This window comes from Bradyrhizobium sp., assembly GCF_030646015.1.
Taxonomy (GTDB): domain Bacteria; phylum Pseudomonadota; class Alphaproteobacteria; order Rhizobiales; family Xanthobacteraceae; genus Bradyrhizobium.
In genome coordinates this window covers 23118-38916 of record NZ_JAUSLT010000038.1, presented here as the reverse complement: position 1 = coordinate 38916, position 15799 = coordinate 23118, and the positions used below count along the sequence as shown (strand labels likewise).

General features: G+C 61.4%; 11 protein-coding genes and 1 pseudogene. 3 read left to right on the top strand and 9 right to left on the bottom strand.

Annotated features, from left to right (window positions below; all coding sequences use genetic code 11):
- Nucleotides 1-118: 118 nt before the first annotated feature.
- From Q7T45_RS05750 to Q7T45_RS05725, 6 genes are all read right to left on the bottom strand, one after another.
- A complete protein-coding gene (locus Q7T45_RS05750; RefSeq protein ID WP_304868642.1) occupies nucleotides 119-1291 on the bottom strand; it encodes a fumarylacetoacetate hydrolase family protein in 1173 nt (390 codons plus the stop codon).
- An 82-nt stretch (nucleotides 1292-1373) separates the two neighbouring features.
- Nucleotides 1374-2066 (bottom strand): class I SAM-dependent methyltransferase, encoded by a 693-nt coding sequence (locus tag Q7T45_RS05745; RefSeq protein ID WP_304868640.1) that lies wholly within the window; start codon nucleotides 2064-2066, stop codon nucleotides 1374-1376.
- A gap of 2 nt (nucleotides 2067-2068) precedes the next feature.
- Complete coding sequence (locus Q7T45_RS05740; RefSeq protein WP_304868638.1) at nucleotides 2069-3151, bottom strand: zinc-binding dehydrogenase; 1083 nt, start codon at nucleotides 3149-3151, stop codon at nucleotides 2069-2071.
- Between the two features lie 49 nt (nucleotides 3152-3200).
- Nucleotides 3201-6275, bottom strand: a complete 3075-nt coding sequence (locus Q7T45_RS05735; protein ID WP_304868636.1) for an autotransporter domain-containing protein — start codon at nucleotides 6273-6275, stop codon at nucleotides 3201-3203.
- A 239-nt stretch (nucleotides 6276-6514) separates the two neighbouring features.
- Entirely contained in the window at nucleotides 6515-7504 is a 990-nt protein-coding gene (locus Q7T45_RS05730; RefSeq protein WP_304868634.1) for a DMT family transporter, read from the bottom strand.
- A gap of 170 nt (nucleotides 7505-7674) precedes the next feature.
- Nucleotides 7675-8514 (bottom strand): aldo/keto reductase, encoded by an 840-nt coding sequence (locus Q7T45_RS05725; RefSeq protein WP_304868632.1) that lies wholly within the window; start codon nucleotides 8512-8514, stop codon nucleotides 7675-7677.
- 299 nt (nucleotides 8515-8813) lie between these two features.
- On the opposite strand from Q7T45_RS05725, the pseudogene Q7T45_RS05720 reads away from it, so the two are divergent.
- Nucleotides 8814-9416 (top strand): annotated as a pseudogene (locus tag Q7T45_RS05720) (LuxR C-terminal-related transcriptional regulator); the annotation flags it as partial.
- 546 nt (nucleotides 9417-9962) lie between these two features.
- On the opposite strand, the gene Q7T45_RS05715 reads toward Q7T45_RS05720, so the two are convergent.
- Nucleotides 9963-11093 (bottom strand): enolase C-terminal domain-like protein, encoded by a 1131-nt coding sequence (locus tag Q7T45_RS05715; protein WP_304868630.1) that lies wholly within the window; start codon nucleotides 11091-11093, stop codon nucleotides 9963-9965.
- A 149-nt stretch (nucleotides 11094-11242) separates the two neighbouring features.
- Between Q7T45_RS05715 and Q7T45_RS05710 the strand changes: the two genes are divergently transcribed.
- Complete coding sequence (locus Q7T45_RS05710) at nucleotides 11243-11734, top strand: TetR/AcrR family transcriptional regulator (RefSeq protein ID WP_304868628.1); 492 nt, start codon at nucleotides 11243-11245, stop codon at nucleotides 11732-11734.
- Between the two features lie 171 nt (nucleotides 11735-11905).
- Here Q7T45_RS05710 and Q7T45_RS05705 read toward each other — a convergent pair whose 3' ends face one another.
- Nucleotides 11906-13237, bottom strand: coding sequence for an adenylate/guanylate cyclase domain-containing protein (locus Q7T45_RS05705; protein WP_304868626.1), 1332 nt, complete (start codon nucleotides 13235-13237; stop codon nucleotides 11906-11908).
- A 265-nt stretch (nucleotides 13238-13502) separates the two neighbouring features.
- A complete protein-coding gene (locus tag Q7T45_RS05700; RefSeq protein ID WP_304868624.1) occupies nucleotides 13503-14177 on the bottom strand; it encodes an MSMEG_1061 family FMN-dependent PPOX-type flavoprotein in 675 nt (224 codons plus the stop codon).
- Nucleotides 14178-14568: 391 nt separating this feature from the next.
- On the opposite strand from Q7T45_RS05700, the gene Q7T45_RS05695 reads away from it, so the two are divergent.
- Nucleotides 14569-15795 (top strand): adenylate/guanylate cyclase domain-containing protein, encoded by a 1227-nt coding sequence (locus tag Q7T45_RS05695; RefSeq protein WP_304868621.1) that lies wholly within the window; start codon nucleotides 14569-14571, stop codon nucleotides 15793-15795.
- The last annotated feature ends 4 nt before the right edge of the window (nucleotides 15796-15799 follow it).

Sequence of the window (15799 nt, the reverse complement as noted above, 5' to 3'; positions counted from 1 at the left end):
GATGACTGCCCGCGCGGACCGTAGGGTGGGCAAAGGCGCCCTTGCGCCGTGCCCACCATCACCTGCACGATGCGAGATGGTGGGCACGCTTACGCTTTGCCCACCCTACGAAGCAGCCCTACAGCACCTTCCGCTTCGCCAGGTTTCGCATCAGTTCGCCGATGCCGAACGTCCAGGGTTCGCACTCGTCGCTGGTGCGCATGCGGTTGACCAGTTTGCCGAGCTGGGGCGCGGATATCGTGACGATATCGTCGCGCTTGTGCGTAAACCCCTCGCCCGGCGCATCGCGGTCCTTCACCGGCGCGAACATGGTGCCGAGGAACAGCGCGAAGCCATCGGGATACTGATGCACCGGCCCGATGGTCTGGGCGACGAGGTCGGTGGGATCGCGGCTGATCTTGCTGATCGACGAAAGACCCTCGAGAACGAAACCGTCCTGCCCCTTTACCGTCAATCCGACATCCATCTTGCGTACATCGTCGAGCGAAAAACCGCTGTCAAACAGCCGCAGCAGCGGGCCGACGGCGCAGGAGGCGTTGTTGTCCTTGGCCTTCGACAACAGCAGCGCCGAGCGTCCCTCGAAGTCGCGCAGATTGACGTCGTTGCCGAGCATCGCGCCGACGATCGCGCCACGGCTCGACACCACCAGCACCACCTCCGGCTCCGGATTGTTCCAGGTCGATTTCGGATGCAGGCCGGCATCCATGCCTGATCCGACCGAGGACAACGTCGGCGCCTTGGTGAACACTTCCGCGTCGGGGCCGATGCCGACTTCCAGATACTGGCTCCAGGCGTTCTGATCGATCAGCACCGCCTTCAGTTTCATCGCTTCCGGCGACCCCGGCTTGAGTTTCGAGAGGTCGTCGCCGACCAGCCGCACCACTTCCTTGCGGATCGCTTCCGCCGAGGCCGGGTTGCCCCGCGCCCGCTCCTCGATCACGCGCTCGAGCATCGAGATCGCGAAGGTGACACCGGCCGCTTTCAGAACCTGCAGGTCGAGCGGCGCCAGCAGCCAGGGTTTTGTCCGGTCGCGGCGATCGGGCGGCGTGTTGGCAACGATGCTGTCGAGATCGCCGATCCGCATCCCCGCCGTTCCGCGCAGCGCGTCCGCCGGGTTGGCTTCCTCGCAGAGTGCGCTCACGGTCGAAAAGCGCGCGCTGACGTCGAACACGCCGTCATGACGAACCGCTGCTACGGCCGGGCCTGCCAGATCAGGCACCCAGACCCGCCCCACCAGCGTGCCGCTGGTGCCGTCGTCCGGCAGGACGTCTTTTGCCGTCAGCGTGATCATGTTCCGTCTCCCCTTGTCACTGATTATGTTCACTCTACCGTCATGGCCTCACACTTGGCCAGATCGGCAAACAGCGTCCGCCTCAGAGTGATGCCAGCCGCCACACGCCAAGGCTCTTGTCGCGCCAGCCACCGCCGGCCTCAAGGCAATTCTCGTTGAGCAATTCAACCGGCGCCCCCCAATTAAACGGCTCGCGCTCGAAATTCAGCGCGCGCCAGTCGCCGTCCTCGCAGTCGGCGTTGCCCTGCCAATCCGGAAAAGTGGTTGCGATCAGCCACACCGCGCCGGACGTCTGAAAATTCCCCACCGCGCGCCCGATATTGGCAAACGATAGATGCACCAGGCAGTCGCGGCACAAAATGGCGTCGCAGCGGGGCAGCGGGTCCACGGTGATGTCGGCGAGATGGTATTCGCCGGTGACTTCGCCTGACGCGGCGCGGCCCTGCAGCCGCGCGATCAGTTCAGGCACGATGTCGATCCCGACATAGCGCACGCCGAGATCGGCCTGGTTGATCCAGCCGGCATCGCCGCAGGGCGCATCGAGCAGCGAGGCTACGCCGAGCCTTCGAAAAAGCCCGGACAATTCCGCGCGCAGCACGGCAGTGGCGTCCAGCTCCGAGCCGAGCCCCGAGGTGGAGGCTGCAGCGCCCCACAGATTGGTGTCGTGAATGCGCCGGAAACGCTGCCGCAGATCGAGACCCGCAAAGGATTCCCGGTCATCGACAAAGCGCTGATGCGCGAGCACGGGCGGACGATCGGAATCATCAGGAGGCATAACTACCGCCAGGGTTCGACGATGATCTTGGTATGCCGCTCCGGATTGGCGAGATCGGCGAACGCCTGGGCAACCCCGTCGATCCCGACGGTCGCGGTGACCAGCGCGGCGGCGTCGACTTGCCCCTCCGCTATCAGCCGCAGCGAATGGGCGAATTCGTCGGGTGTGTAGCCCAGCACATACTGAACGTTCAGCTCCTTCATGATGCCGAGCATCGGTTCGGAGCGGTCGGTTTCCATGCAGACGCCGACCACGACGATGCGGGCATCGCGCGGCGCGCCCTCGAACACCTGCTGGATCAGGCCGGGGATGCCGACGCATTCGAAGATCAGCGCCGGCTTCAGGGCCGGCAGCAAGGCCTGCAGCGGTGGCCGCGCCGCCTTCTGCTCCGGCGACATCTGGGCGTGCTCGGCCCAGGTCGCATAAGGCTGCGTAAGCGCGGGATCGACGACGATGTCGGCGCCCATCTTCCCGGCCAGCGCGCGGCGCGCCGGCGAATAATCGGCGGCGACGATCGGGTGCAACCCCTTCAGCTTCAGCGCCGCGATCACCGCCAGCCCGACCGGGCCGCAGCCGATCACCAGCGGCACCTCGTCGCCGCGAATATTTGCCTTGGCGACGGCGTGAACGCCGACCGCAAGCGGTTCGGTCAAGGCGGCGTGCTCTGCCGAGAGGCCGTTCGGCACCTCCAGCAGCAGCGCCTCGCTGAGCAGCATGCGCTCGGCATAACCGCCGAGATTGTCGTTGGAATAGCCGATACCCTGCGGCCCTTCCGCCGTCAGCAGCGCCGGCAGCGAGCAGACGCGGGTGCCGGCTTTCAGCCTGCGTTCCGTGCCCGGCCCGTAATCGAGGATCTCGCAGCAGAATTCATGGCCGAACACGATGTCGCGGGAAAGGTCCATCGGCTTGCGGCCGGGAAAATGCTTCGCCAGTTCGACCATGCGATGCGCATGCTTGCGAGCGTGCAGGTCGGAACCGCAGATGCCGCAGGCCAGCGTTTTGACCAGCACCTGCCCCGAAGCCGGCTTCGGCTCGGGCAGCGTATCGACCACGATCTCGCCGTTCCTGAAGATGGCTGCGCGCATCGACGTTTCCTTCGCGTTCTTGTTATTGCCGTGTTCAGGCCTGAGACCCTCACCACGTATAGCGCGCAACGCCCTTGCCGGCATAGGACCGCGTGACGTGGGAGAACTCGCCCTCGAAGGTGGCGGCGGCGGACCAGCCGTTCAGCCACTTCATCTCCGCGGACGCTGTCGTCAGCGCGGCATCGCGGGCCTGCGCCGCGCCGTTGACGACGAAGGCAGCGCCCGGCAGGGTCTGGAATACCGGGGTGATGCTGCGGTCGGTGTTGAAATTATGCGCCCAGGCGGCGCGGCCGCGCAGCGTCAGGATCGCGGTCTGCATCGCGAACGACTTGTCGGTGCGGATGCCGAGTTCGGAGCGCGACGCCGTGACGTCCCTGGCGGCGTAGTTCAGCGCGAAGGTATTGGCGCCTGACACCACCTGCTCGGCATAGCCAGGCAATTGATAGGTGGTGAACTGCCCGGCGGCATAGGGCGTGACGCCCATCCACGGCGTGACGAAACGGTAGCCGCCTTCGACGCGGCCGGACCAGGCGTTGGCGTTGAACTGCGCACGCAGCCGGTCGATTCCTGCAACCGTGACGGTGCGATCCGTCGTCACGTCCTGCCAGCCATAGGCCAGCGCCCCCGTCACATAGGCCTTGCCCATGGTGTGGCGCACGAACGCGCCGGCCTGGAACATGTCCGAACGTCCGGAGCCGAAACCGTTGACGGCAAAATGGGTACCGCCGCCGGCCAGCGCAAAACCTGCCAGCGTCGCCGGGGAAATCCGGTAGTCCGCGCCGGCGGCAAAGCCGAACGCACGTGTGGTGGCGTCGTTCGATCCCAGCGCTGCATTGCCTGATGTCGTGCTGCTGCCGCCAAAGGCGCTGCCCCACAGGCTCCAGCGCGGATCAAACAGATCATTACGCGCGACATCGGCCTTGGTGGGGAATTTGGCGAAGGCGGCGCGCACAGCGTTTTGTTTCCTTGCAGCATAGGCGCTGGCGCCGCCTTCATCTGCAAACGGTGTCGCGCCGCCCGGCGACGCACCGCGCCGTCCGTCGATGAACGGGTCGGTCAGCAACCCCAGAAACAGGTTCATCGCATCGAAGGTGGCCTGCTGCGTGCCGGTCGCGGTCTCGCCGGAAACCTGGCTGAGATTGAACGGGACGTTGCCGTTGAAGATGGCGCCCAAATTACCGGAATTGCCGGTCGCGTTGAAGACGGCATCGAGCGCATTGCCGACATTGCGCTGGTTGATGTTCAATCCCGTGATGTGTCCGAGCGCGGACACCAGCGTCAGGTTCACATCGGTCGCGGTATAGCTGAGTACACCGTTGATGCCGGTGGGTACGACCAGCGAGTTGAACAGCGTCGGGCCGAAACCGAGATCGAAGCCCCCCTGCGCCGTCAGGATCGTGTAGGGCGAGTTGAAGCGGTAGGTGTTGTCGAGAGATATGACCCGCACCGCCCCTTCCAGACTGGCAAATCCCGCGAGAGAGTTTGGCACGACCACCGTGAGATCGTTGCCTCCAGATGTCACCTTCACGTCATAGAACGTGCAATTGCAGAACAACAGCGCATCGTTGACCGTCAGCGTGCCGAGTGCGGTCGGCAGGCCGGGCGCCAGCACCGCCCCGTTGGCAAGCGTGGTGAACGGAACCGTGCCGGTGCCGCCCAGCGTCGCGCCGGAATCTACGGATACACCGGTCGAGGACGCGATCGAGCCGGTCACCAGCAAAGTGCCTGCATTGACGAAAGTCAGGCCGGTATAGGTGTTGGTGCCCGACAAAGTGAGCGTGCCGGTGCCGACCTTCTCGAGGCTGCCTGAGCCGCAGCCGCAACCGTCGTCGATGACGCCACTCACCTCGGTCGAGAGATTGTTGCTGCCAACCGTCAACACGTTGCCGGATCCGATAGAATAGGTTCCCGAACCCGCGATCGAACCCGCAGTGATCCGGTTCAAGCCGAGCGGGCCGACAGGGCCCAAACCGATAGTGTCGGAGAAATCGACGTAGCCGGTACCGTTGGTGATGAACTGCGCATTGCCGCCGTTGCTGTTGTCGAAAAACGCCGTCCCGCCGCCGCTGTTGGTGATGATCGTCGCATGGCCGGCGGTGGTGGATGCATTGAAATCCAGCAGCCCGCCGGAATTGTTGATGATCGTCGCGTGATCGGCCGAGGCAGTATCGGTCCCTCCAAGAAACGCCGGTATCCCGAAAGAGATATAACCGCCGTTGCTGTTGGTGATGGTGGCCGTCGCCGCCCTGCTGTTATCGAAGAAGCCCAGGCCGACCGGCTCAATGCTTCCGGCTGAGCTCTCATTGTTGATGATCGCGCTGCCCGCAGAACTATTCCCATAGAATAATGTGCTGCCGCCAAACGCCGTATTGGTGATATTTGCGTTCAACGCCGAACTCGAATCGTTGAAGACGGTCGTGCCACCGAAGTCGTTCACGATGGTGGCCGTACCCGCCGTGGACGCGTTGAAGAAGGTGGTCTGGCCGCCGTCATTGGTGATCGACGTGATGCCCGCTGTGTTGGCATTGACGATGTTGAAGAAGCCTTCGTTGACGACGGCGCCAATGATGCTGCCGATGCGGGTGGCGTCGCCCAGCTGCAGCGTGGCGCACGCGCAGATCGTGGTGCCGCCGCTATAGGTATTGGCGCCGGCCAACAGCAGCTTGCCGATGCCCTGCAGGTTCAGCGCGCCGGTGCCGACGATGCTCGAGGTGATGACGGCCGAAGGATCTGTCGTAAGCGAGACGTCGTTGACCGTGAACGTCGTGCCGCCGGCTGCGACCGTCAGATTGCCGCCTTGAATGGTGTAGACCGAGTTGTCGCCGGTGGCATCAAAGATGACGGCGCCGGTGAGCTGGACGCCGCCGGGAGCAACCGTGACGATGCCGGCGGTCGGAGGCGTCGAGGTTGTCGAGGCGCCAAACAATGTCGTTGTCCCGGCCGAGGGATCATAGGGATTACTCGCCGTACCGGGGTCGTCGGTCCAATTCGTGGTCGTGTTGTTCCAGACGCCGCCGCCGCCATTGATGAGACCGTTAGGCGTGGTCTGAGACCCATTGAAATACTGCTGGGCGCGCGCAGGGACCATGGTCGCGCCGATCGCAACTGACGCTGCGATAGCCACCAGGCTCGCCGGCAATATCGCTCGATCCAGATTGAACACTGACGCCAGCCCCACAGCCCCGTTAAGCAGCGCTCTGCGGCGCCATCCGGGCCACGCTAGCATGGCAATATCCCGTAGTTTTACGGATCGGCCGGAATCCCTCGATCCGGCATGGGAAACGCATGTTTTTCGGCACCACTGTTGCACACGCGCAACGCTTGTGGCCCAGCCGGCCTGCCAAACTGTGTGCTATTGCGCGGTCACGCGTTCGGCGACGACTCGCCCTCGACCGCCAGCAATTGCGAGCGCCTGACGCGCTCGCGGTGCGCGGTGTAGAGGCCGCTGCCGACGATGAAGACGGCGCCGGTCACGGTCCAGATGTCGGGCACTTCGCCGAACACCAGGAAGCCGAGAAAGCTGACCCACAGCAACTGGGTGTAGGAAAACGGCGCCAGCACCGAGGCGTCGGCGTAGCGAAATGCCAGCACCACGATCCACTGGCCGGCGGTTGAAGCGACGCCGATGAAGACGCCGAAGGCAATATCGTGCCAGGTCGGGGTCACCCAGACGAACGGCACCAGCACCGAGAGAATGCACAGCCCCGCGATCGACGACCAGGTCATGGTGGTGAGGACGTGTTCGCGTCCGCTCATCATGCGCGTCATGATCAAGGTGCAGGCCCACGCCAGCGCCGAGATCAGCGGGAAGAACGCCGCGGCATGAAACGCCGACGTGCCCGGCCGCAGGATGATCAGCACGCCCATCAAGCCGACCGCGGTCGCCAGCCAGCGCCGCACGCCGACCTTCTCGGACAGAAAAAAGATCGACAGCGCGGTGACGAACAGCGGCGCCACGAAGCCGGTGGCGGAGGCTTCGGCGATCGGCAGATAGCGCAGGCCGGAGATGAAGAACAGCGACGAGCCGACCAGTGCTGCGCCGCGCATCAAATGCAGCCCGAGGCGCTCGGTGCGCAACGCGAACAGCGGCGATCCCGGGAACATCGCCGGCGACATGATCAGCGCGAAGGTGAGAAACCTGATCCAGGCGATCTCAATCGACGGCAGCGTCGCCGACAGGTATTTCGCCGTCACGTCGGAGGCGCCGAGGAACACGGTCGAGAGCAAGATCAGCGCGATGCCCTTGAACGGATGATCGGCGCGCGCGGGCGCCTTGCGCGCGGCGGGCTTCTTCTCGGGCAACGGCAGGGGAACGCTGTCCAGCCTGGCGGCTGCGGCGGGGGGCGGTGTCACGGGCAATCTCGGAGGCAATAATTTCGATTCGGGCGAGCCTCTAACAACGCCAATCAGGGGGAATCGACAAGGCACGAAACCGGGACGCCGATATGCACGATTGCGCGCGGCGTGCCGTAGAAGTACCGGCGCGCATACAGCTGAAACACTTTGTTAAGAACTGTGTTCCGCTACAGCATCGGCAGACCGCGCGGTTTTGGGCCGCGGGGAAACGCCTTGTCGAGTGCGGCGATGTCGCCTTCGCTGAGCACGAGTTGGCCGGCAGCCGCGTTGTCGGCGGCATGTTCCGGAGTTCCGGCTTTTGGAATCGCTAACACCGATGGCCGGCGCGACAGAAACGCCAGCGCGACCTGGCGCGGCGAGGCGCCATGCGCGTCGGCGATCGCCTGCAGCGCTTCGCCGGCCTTGCTGCGTGTGGACGGAAACTCATTGTGACCGAACGGTGAATAGGCCACCACCGCGACGCCATGTTGCTCACACCACGGAATCACCGCGTGCTCGATGGCGCGCTCCTGCAGATGATAGAGCACCTGATTGCAGGCGATCTTGCCTTTGCCGGCAACCGCGAGCAGTTCATTGAGATCGTCGGTGTCGAAATTGCTGACGCCCCAGCTGCGGATCTTTCCGGCGGCCACCAGTTCATCGAACGCCGCGACGGTTTCCTGAAGCGGATAGGATCCGCGCCAATGCAGCAAATAGCAGTCGAGCCGGTCGGTCTTCAGCCGCGCCAGCGACCGTTCGCAGGCGGTAATGGTGCCGCGCCGCGACGCGTTGCTCGGCAGCACCTTCGAGACCAGGAAAACTTCGTCGCGCCTGCCCGCGATCGCTTCGGCGACGACGGGCTCGGCATCGCCATACATTTCGGCGGTGTCGATGTGGTTCATCCCGAGATCGAGACCGCGGCGCAACGCGGCTACCGCGCTCTTGCGATCGCCGCGGTCGATATACCAGGTGCCCTGCCCGATCACGGATACATCGGGACCGCCATTGCCGAATTTTTGTTTTCGCAAGATCGCCTCGTTCGCCGGAGAAGCTGCAGGGTGCGACCTTAGACGAACGTGCCGTTAAAGTCCTCTTCGAACCACCCAGGTCGTCGTCACCCGCGAACGCGGGTGACCCAGTATTCCAGAGACGCCAGCGGCCTAACCGATAAGCCTCGGCGTACTGGATCGCCCGGTCGGAGCCGGGCGACGACAATTTTGATGGCTAGTAATTACCTGCGGGTGATTCGTTCAGAATGCCGTCGATCGGGCATTCGTCGGTCCCCGCGGTCGATCGCGTCATCGCCTCGACCATTTCCCGCGTGCCCTCGAAGCCGATCGTGATCGAGGAGATGCTGGCGCGCATTCGCGTTCATCTCGCTAACGCGAGGATGACGCAGAGCGCACAGACCGCGCTCGACGTCTCCGGTCGCTTCCTGATGGCGGTGAGCGGCCAGGACAGGATCATGTGGGCGACGCCACAGGCGCAGAAATTGCTGTCGGACAATTTGCCGGCCGGCGACGGCGACGAACTGATTCTGCCGCAGCCGATGCTGCAATGGCTCGACCAGGCGCAAAAAGGCAAGGCCGGTGCCAAAACCCCTGCGCTGGCCTCCTTCCCGAACAACGAGGCGCTGCGGCTGCAATATATGGGCAAGCTCGGCCCGAACGAATTCCTGCTGCGCCTCGCCAAGGATTCCGGCGCCGGCCTGCCGCAGGAATTCAGCAGGGATCTCGGGCTCACCAGCCGCGAGGGCGAAGTGCTGTCCTGGCTCAGCAAGGGCAAGACCAACCGCGACATCGCGCAGATCCTGGGCCTGAGCCCGCGTACGGTCGACAAGCATCTCGAGCAGATCTATTCGAAACTCGGCGTCGAGAACCGCACCGCGGCGGCGGCGATGGCCGTGAATGCGACACATCGGAAATCGTGAGAAGCTCGACACTCCCGTAGCCCGGATGGAGCCAGCGGCTCGCGCGAATGCGCGGCCGATGGCGCAATCCGGGACAGTGCATCAGCACATACGGTTTCCCGGATTACGCTCCGGAGCGGCGCTTTGCGCAGACCCGTTCGCTCTAATCCGGGATACGGCATTGATACCACTAGGGTAATTCGCGTTTTCGGGACATATCCCCCGATCTATGTCCCGTGAATGGGCGCGGTGCCCCTGGACACCTGCCCATCGTGGCGTCTCAGGTTTCGTGACGTGGCGATGTCACGGGATGATCTCGGCCTTGCCAGAAATTTCCTGCCTTATTGCCTTCGCCTCTTCATGAACTTTTTCGAGCGCTGCCAGCATTGAATTTAGATCATCGAGCTTGCCGCGCGTCGTCACTGAAGCATGGAGGCCGGTTGACCGTCATCGGTCCATAGTAGCGCGCGAAGTACCACGACACGTCCGCTATTGAGTGCTTAGCGAACTCAAGACGGACATCACGCCATGTCCGAAAAGTGTCATGAACCGACATTGGCCTTTTGCCTAAATCTGATGCGCCTCAACCGCATCCTCGTTCCATTCAATGCCAACGCCTGGCACGTTCGGAATATGCAGGTGCCCGTCTCTGATCGCGTACGGATGCTGCAAGATTGGATCGGCCCAATCCTGCCATTCGAGCCAGTGCGCCGTCTCGGTGACCCGCATGACGTGAGCGGCCACCTCTGGATAGAGATGCGTGGACATGGGGATGCCCGCCGAACCCGCAATGGCCGCAGCCCGCATCCACCCGGTGACGCCACCAATGCGCATGAAATCAGGCATCACAAGGTCGCACGCCCCGCGCTGAAGGGCCTTGTGCATCTCGCGCGGGCCGTAGAAGTTCTCTCCAATCTGCAGCGGCGTCTTCAGTTCGGCCGCGAGCCGGGCATAGCCGTCGAGATTGTCGTAGACGATCGGCTCCTCGATCCAGGCCAGCCCGTGATCGTCGATCATGTGGCAGCGCTGAAGCGCCTCGGCCAGGGTTAGCCCCTGATTGAAATCGACCATCAGCTGAATGCCATCGCCAACGGCTTTCCGTACAGCATCCAACGTCGCAAGATCATCGGCAATACATTCGCGCCCGAGTCTAAGCTTCAGGCCTGTGAATCCGCCCTCATCGCGCAGTTCAATTGCTTCGGTGGCAACGGCCTCGGGTGATTTCAACCACAGACCATTGCTGTTGTAGGATTTCACGGGACCAACCGTGCCGCCGAGTAGCACGCACAGTGGCTGGCTCGCTGCCTTGGCCAGCGCATCCCACGCTGCCATGTCGAGGCCAGATGCGGCGATCATCGACAAGCCCTCGTAGCCGACGAAATGCAGTGACTTGCGCGCTGCGTCAAACAGCTCGACCGGAGCGAGCCGGCGTCCTTTGAGCATATCGCCGAAGTCCTGTAAGGCGGGCACAAGGTAACGCATAGACGTCACGATATAGGGCTCGAGGTAGCTACGGCCCGTGATCCCTTGCTCGGTCTGCAGATCGATCAGGATGACCGGCCACTCGGACAGTGTGGCGATGCGGGCCACGACGGGCCGTTTGAGCTTGAGGACAATGGCGCGAGCGGTGATGCTTCGTATGGTCAAAGGGGCGTGCGACATGCCGGGCACCCGTGGTTTGATGTCTGGGATGAGCACCTTTCATCCCAGGCCGCTGTCGTGTAAATTCACTATTGAGTATACTTTTGTGAAGGCGGTGCTGTGCCAAGGTCAGCGGAGCAGACGCGAGGACGTGTCCTAGAAGCGGCTTACAAGCTCTTTCGTCGCCAAGGGTACACCGCGTCACCATGGACGACATCGCTGAAGCGGCGAAGCTCACCAAGCGCACGCTCTATCACCACTTTAACAGTAAGGATCAGCTACTCGCCGATGTGCTCGAATCTCAGCATCATTTGGCGTTGCAGGCTTTCCGCACCTTCGGAGACAATCTCTCCGGATCAGCTGAGACCATCGTCGAGGCGATGTTCCAGGATCTTGCCGTTTGGGCAGACAGGCCGAGATGGGCCGGGTCCGGATTTACGCGTCTCGTCATCGAACTCGCGGACCTGCCGGGTCATCCGGCAAGACTGATCGCTCGCCGACACAAGGCCCAGTTGGAGAAATGCTTCGCGGAGCTATTGGCTCGATCAGGGGCCGACCGCCCGAACGAACTTGCCCGCGCCGTCTGGCTCCTGTCAGAAGGCGCGGTCTCTCTGATTCTCGTCCATGGTGATCGTGGGTATTCGGCTGCAGCGTCTGAGGCCGCAATTACACTCGTTCGACATCACTTGAAACAGTGAGCAATGGCCCGACGGCGCCGTCGATGGTCGAGACGTCTCCTCCGGGTCATTCTCCGAAGTGTAGCACTGCAATAGGGATGTCCGGTCTACCCGCAGGTAGCAGACCCCGCTTGGCCTCATTGGCTAGTCCGAAAAGTGCGATTAGCAGACATTCCGCGATGAGACTGCGATTCACGAAGCGGCAAAGAGGTCCCAGCGCCCCGGCAGCCCCTTGAGTTCGCACGGTTCGCGGGGGCTGAAGCTCACACCGGCGCCGGCTACGAGATCGGTCACGACGCGAGACACCAGGGTTTCGCCAGGGCGTGCCTCAGACATAATCCGTGCAGCAGTATTGACTGCGATACCGGCGATATCCTCGCCCCGCAGTTCGACTTCGCCGGTGTGCAGTCCGGCGCGAAGCCTGATTCCAAGTCGCGCGGTGCCTCCCGACAACGCCACGGCGCACTTGATGGCGCGCCCAGGTCCGTCAAAAGTTGCCAAGATTCCATCTCCTGTCATCTTGATCAAACGGCCGCGATGCTGTTCGACCGTGCGGCGCGCGAGCTTGTCGTGCTCATCGAGCAACCGATGCCAGTTGTTGTCACCAAGACTCACCGCTTGCTTTGTCGAGTCAACGATATCGGTAAAGAGAACGGTGGCGAGCACGCGCTCGATTTCGTCCACGACGATCTCGCGGCGGCCGGTGACGAACTCCTCGATGTCGCCGATAATGGCTTCGATATTCTTCTGAGCCCATGGCCGGTGATCGCCGGCAGGGTACTCGACGTAGCGCGCGCCAGGAATGTGGGCCGCCAAGTAACGCCCGTTGGCAACAGGCACGGCTACGTCAGCCTCGTTGTGCAAAACGAGAGCGGGCAATCGAAGTTGTGGAAGAATTGCGCGAACGTCGATCAACGCATTCGTCTCAAGCATCGCCTGATAGGCGCTGGGACTTACGATGAGCCTTTCGCCCTTGGCCCAGATCTTGATCGCTTCAGGATCGCCGACGAGGCTTGGAGCGAAAGCCTTAGCCGACGCGCCGCTGCCCCAATACTTTACGGAGCGTATCATCTGCTCCAGTGGAAACATATGGGTGTAGTCATCGCAGTTGGTGAAACGGGCAAATCCACCATAGAGGATGAGATGGGAAACCCGCTCGGGATAGGTCGCCGAAAACAGCGCGCTCATCGCTGCCCCCTCGGAATAACCAAGCAGGGCCGCACGTGAGATACCGAGCGCCATCATCACTGCATCCAGATCATCCATCCGTTCATCCAGCGTGGGGCAGCCAGCAACTCGGTCAGACAAGCCTTGGCCTCGCTTGTCGAAGCTGATTACGCGCGCGAAAGCGGAAAGCCGGTGTAGAAAGTCCGTGTAACCGGCCAGTTCATGGAAAAACTCAATATGCGACAGCAGGCCCGGAACCATGATCAGGTCGATCGGACCATCGCCCATCACCTGATATGCGATACTGACGTTTCCGCTGCGCGCATAGCGGGTCTCCGGCAGCTGAATAGGCGTCATCGACCCGATACCCCAGATGCAGTAAAAAACCCAGATGTAACAAAAATTTAGTGTACCTGACATCCGGCTTGGCAGGAAGTCCCGGAGCAAAGGGTCGACGCCTCATGTCCGCTTCGGGTCATGAGCTTCACTTTGGCCGTGTGCTGGTCACTTCCGGTCTACCCCCGACTCCGGACATATCGCTGCGCCGCAATAACTGACGCTTAGTGCCAGTTTGTGCCATGAGGTGACATCACGCTGACACCCGCGTTCGTGAGTTCACGTCCTAATACAGACTAGTCCGTACCCGTTCATCCGCGATAGCTTGCATTTCCTGAACCGACATTTCGAGTTTCCCATGAGCCACCATTGCTGATCCAATGGTGAACTGTAGGCCTTCGGGTTTCCATGATTCAGGCTTCCAAAGCGCCGAACGCACCATGCATTTCGTGCAATGCGCGAACACTTCCTCAACTGTTACAACTAGCGTCAGCTCTGGCACTATTCCCTTATGCGCCAACTTTTCCCGTAGCCAAGAGTCGCGAACTATTCGCGCAGTTCCATTAATTCTCAGCGTTTCCCCTTTACCTGGGACAAGGAAAATAAGTCCAACCTTAGGATTTTGCAGAACGTTTCGAAACGTATCAGCTCTGCGGTTGCCCGGCCGTTCAGGAATAGCGAGGGTCCAATCGTCGAGGATATGAACGAATCCAGCCGGGTCACCTTTCGGCGAGCAATCCATCCGACCTTGAGAATCCGAGGATGAAACAACCAAAAACGGCGATGCCCCGATAAATTCGCGGCAGAGATCGTCAAGCCTATTCGTAACTTTAGCCAATACCCGTGAATTCGGCCGCCCGATGATGCTGTCGATCTCGGCCTCGCTTCGCAACACTTCGTTGAAAGTCATGGCGGATCCAGTCCCGTCCGCATAAGCGACGCTAACGTCCTTCTCGGTCATGGTGGTCTCCTCCCTTGGGGGCCAATATAGGGCAGCAGCCGTCCTCAGGATCATCAAATCACATGACGCGGTTTCCTGCCACGATCACGCGTCGGGGCCGCCCCGATTTCCGTGATGGGTCAATCGCGTCGATTCCGCGATGCGCCCAAGGAGTCCGGCTCACCCCCGATAGCGAACATGCGGCGACTACTGCGGCAGGTCCGTTTCGTGCCATGAACGTACTTGTGCGCTGCAGCGCCGTTGCGGCAAAATGGAAACGGCGCCGAGCCGGCCGGCGGGTAAGAGACGAAGAGCGCACACATAGTCTTTACATGGAGCCGGCAGGAACGACACGATCTCAATCGAGAGTTTTGACCATGCCGCAGTCATCGCAGAGCGCTGAGCAGGCGCGGTGGATTTCTTCAGTTTGCCAACGTCTCGTCGCGCAAGCGGGCCGTATTGGCGCCGCTCCAACCGACAGTACCGAACGAGCGCTCCAAAAGCGGCTCGTCGTTTCGCTTTCGGTCGGACTCTTGCCTTTGACGTTTCTGTGGAGCGTAGTCTATTTCGCCGCTGGCGCACCGCTGTCTGCCGCCGTCCCGGGCTTGTACACCGTCATCGCTCCGATCAATACAGCAGTCTTTGCGTGGACCCGAAATCTCGTTTTCTACCGCTTCATCCAGCTTCTGATGTTTCTGATCCTTCCATGGCTCTTGATGATGAGCCTTGGCGGATCAAGGACTCGAGCGTGGTGATCATATGGGCTGCCCTGTGCCCGCTCGCAGCACTTCTGCTCGATGAATCGCGGCAAACAGTATTTTGGATCGTTGGGTTTGTCTCCCTTTTGATCGTGAGCGCGATCCTGCAGCCTTATCTGGTTCCCGTCGGCCTGTCCGAGACATTCGTGACCTGGTTTTTCGTGCTCAATGTCGGCGCGGTGATCGCAATAGCCTTCGCGCTCCTCTACTACTTCGTCGTTCAGCGGAACTTCTTTCAGGAACGTTCCGAGATGCTACTGCTAAATATCCTGCCAAAGGAAATCTCGGAGGCGCTCAAAGCCAAACAGCAAACGATCGCGGCTCAATACCAGGAAACAAGCATCCTTTTTGCCGATGTCGTGGATTTTACCCCTATGGCGGCGACCATGACGCCAATGCGTTTGCTCGATCTTCTCGACGAAGTCTTTCAATGTTTCGACGATCTGGTCGAGAAATACGATCTTGAGAAGATCAAGACGATCGGCGACTGCTACATGGTTGCTGCCGGAGTACCACGATCATGCCCCGATCACGCCAGGTTGATCGTGAATTTAGCCCTCGATATGCGGGAGGCGGCAACCCAACGCAAATTCGGCGATCAGAAGCTCGCGTTTCGCATCGGTATCAATTCCGGTCCGGTGGTGGCCGGCGTCATCGGTCGCAAGAAGTTTATCTATGACCTTTGGGGTGATGCTGTGAACATTGCAAGTCGTATGGAATCGCAGGGACAAAGTCAGTCGATCCAAATCACAAGCAATACCTTTCGATTGATCAAGGATGAATTCGCCTGCGAGGCCAAGGGTACAATAAAAGTAAAGGGCGGCGATCAACTGGAAGTTTGGCACGTGCTAGCGAGGAAGGCTACTTTAGGCGCTCCATGATGAT

Coding starts and splice junctions, on each gene's coding strand:
- Q7T45_RS05710 (WP_304868628.1), top strand. CDS start 11,243: ATGGACGACATCGCTGAAGCGGCGAAGCTCACCAAGCGCACGCTCTAT.
- Q7T45_RS05705 (WP_304868626.1), bottom strand. CDS start 13,237: ATGACGCCTATTCAGCTGCCGGAGACCCGCTATGCGCGCAGCGGAAAC.
- Q7T45_RS05750 (WP_304868642.1), bottom strand. CDS start 1,291: ATGATCACGCTGACGGCAAAAGACGTCCTGCCGGACGACGGCACCAGC.
- Q7T45_RS05700 (WP_304868624.1), bottom strand. CDS start 14,177: ATGACCGAGAAGGACGTTAGCGTCGCTTATGCGGACGGGACTGGATCC.
- Q7T45_RS05745 (WP_304868640.1), bottom strand. CDS start 2,066: ATGCCTCCTGATGATTCCGATCGTCCGCCCGTGCTCGCGCATCAGCGC.
- Q7T45_RS05740 (WP_304868638.1), bottom strand. CDS start 3,151: ATGCGCGCAGCCATCTTCAGGAACGGCGAGATCGTGGTCGATACGCTG.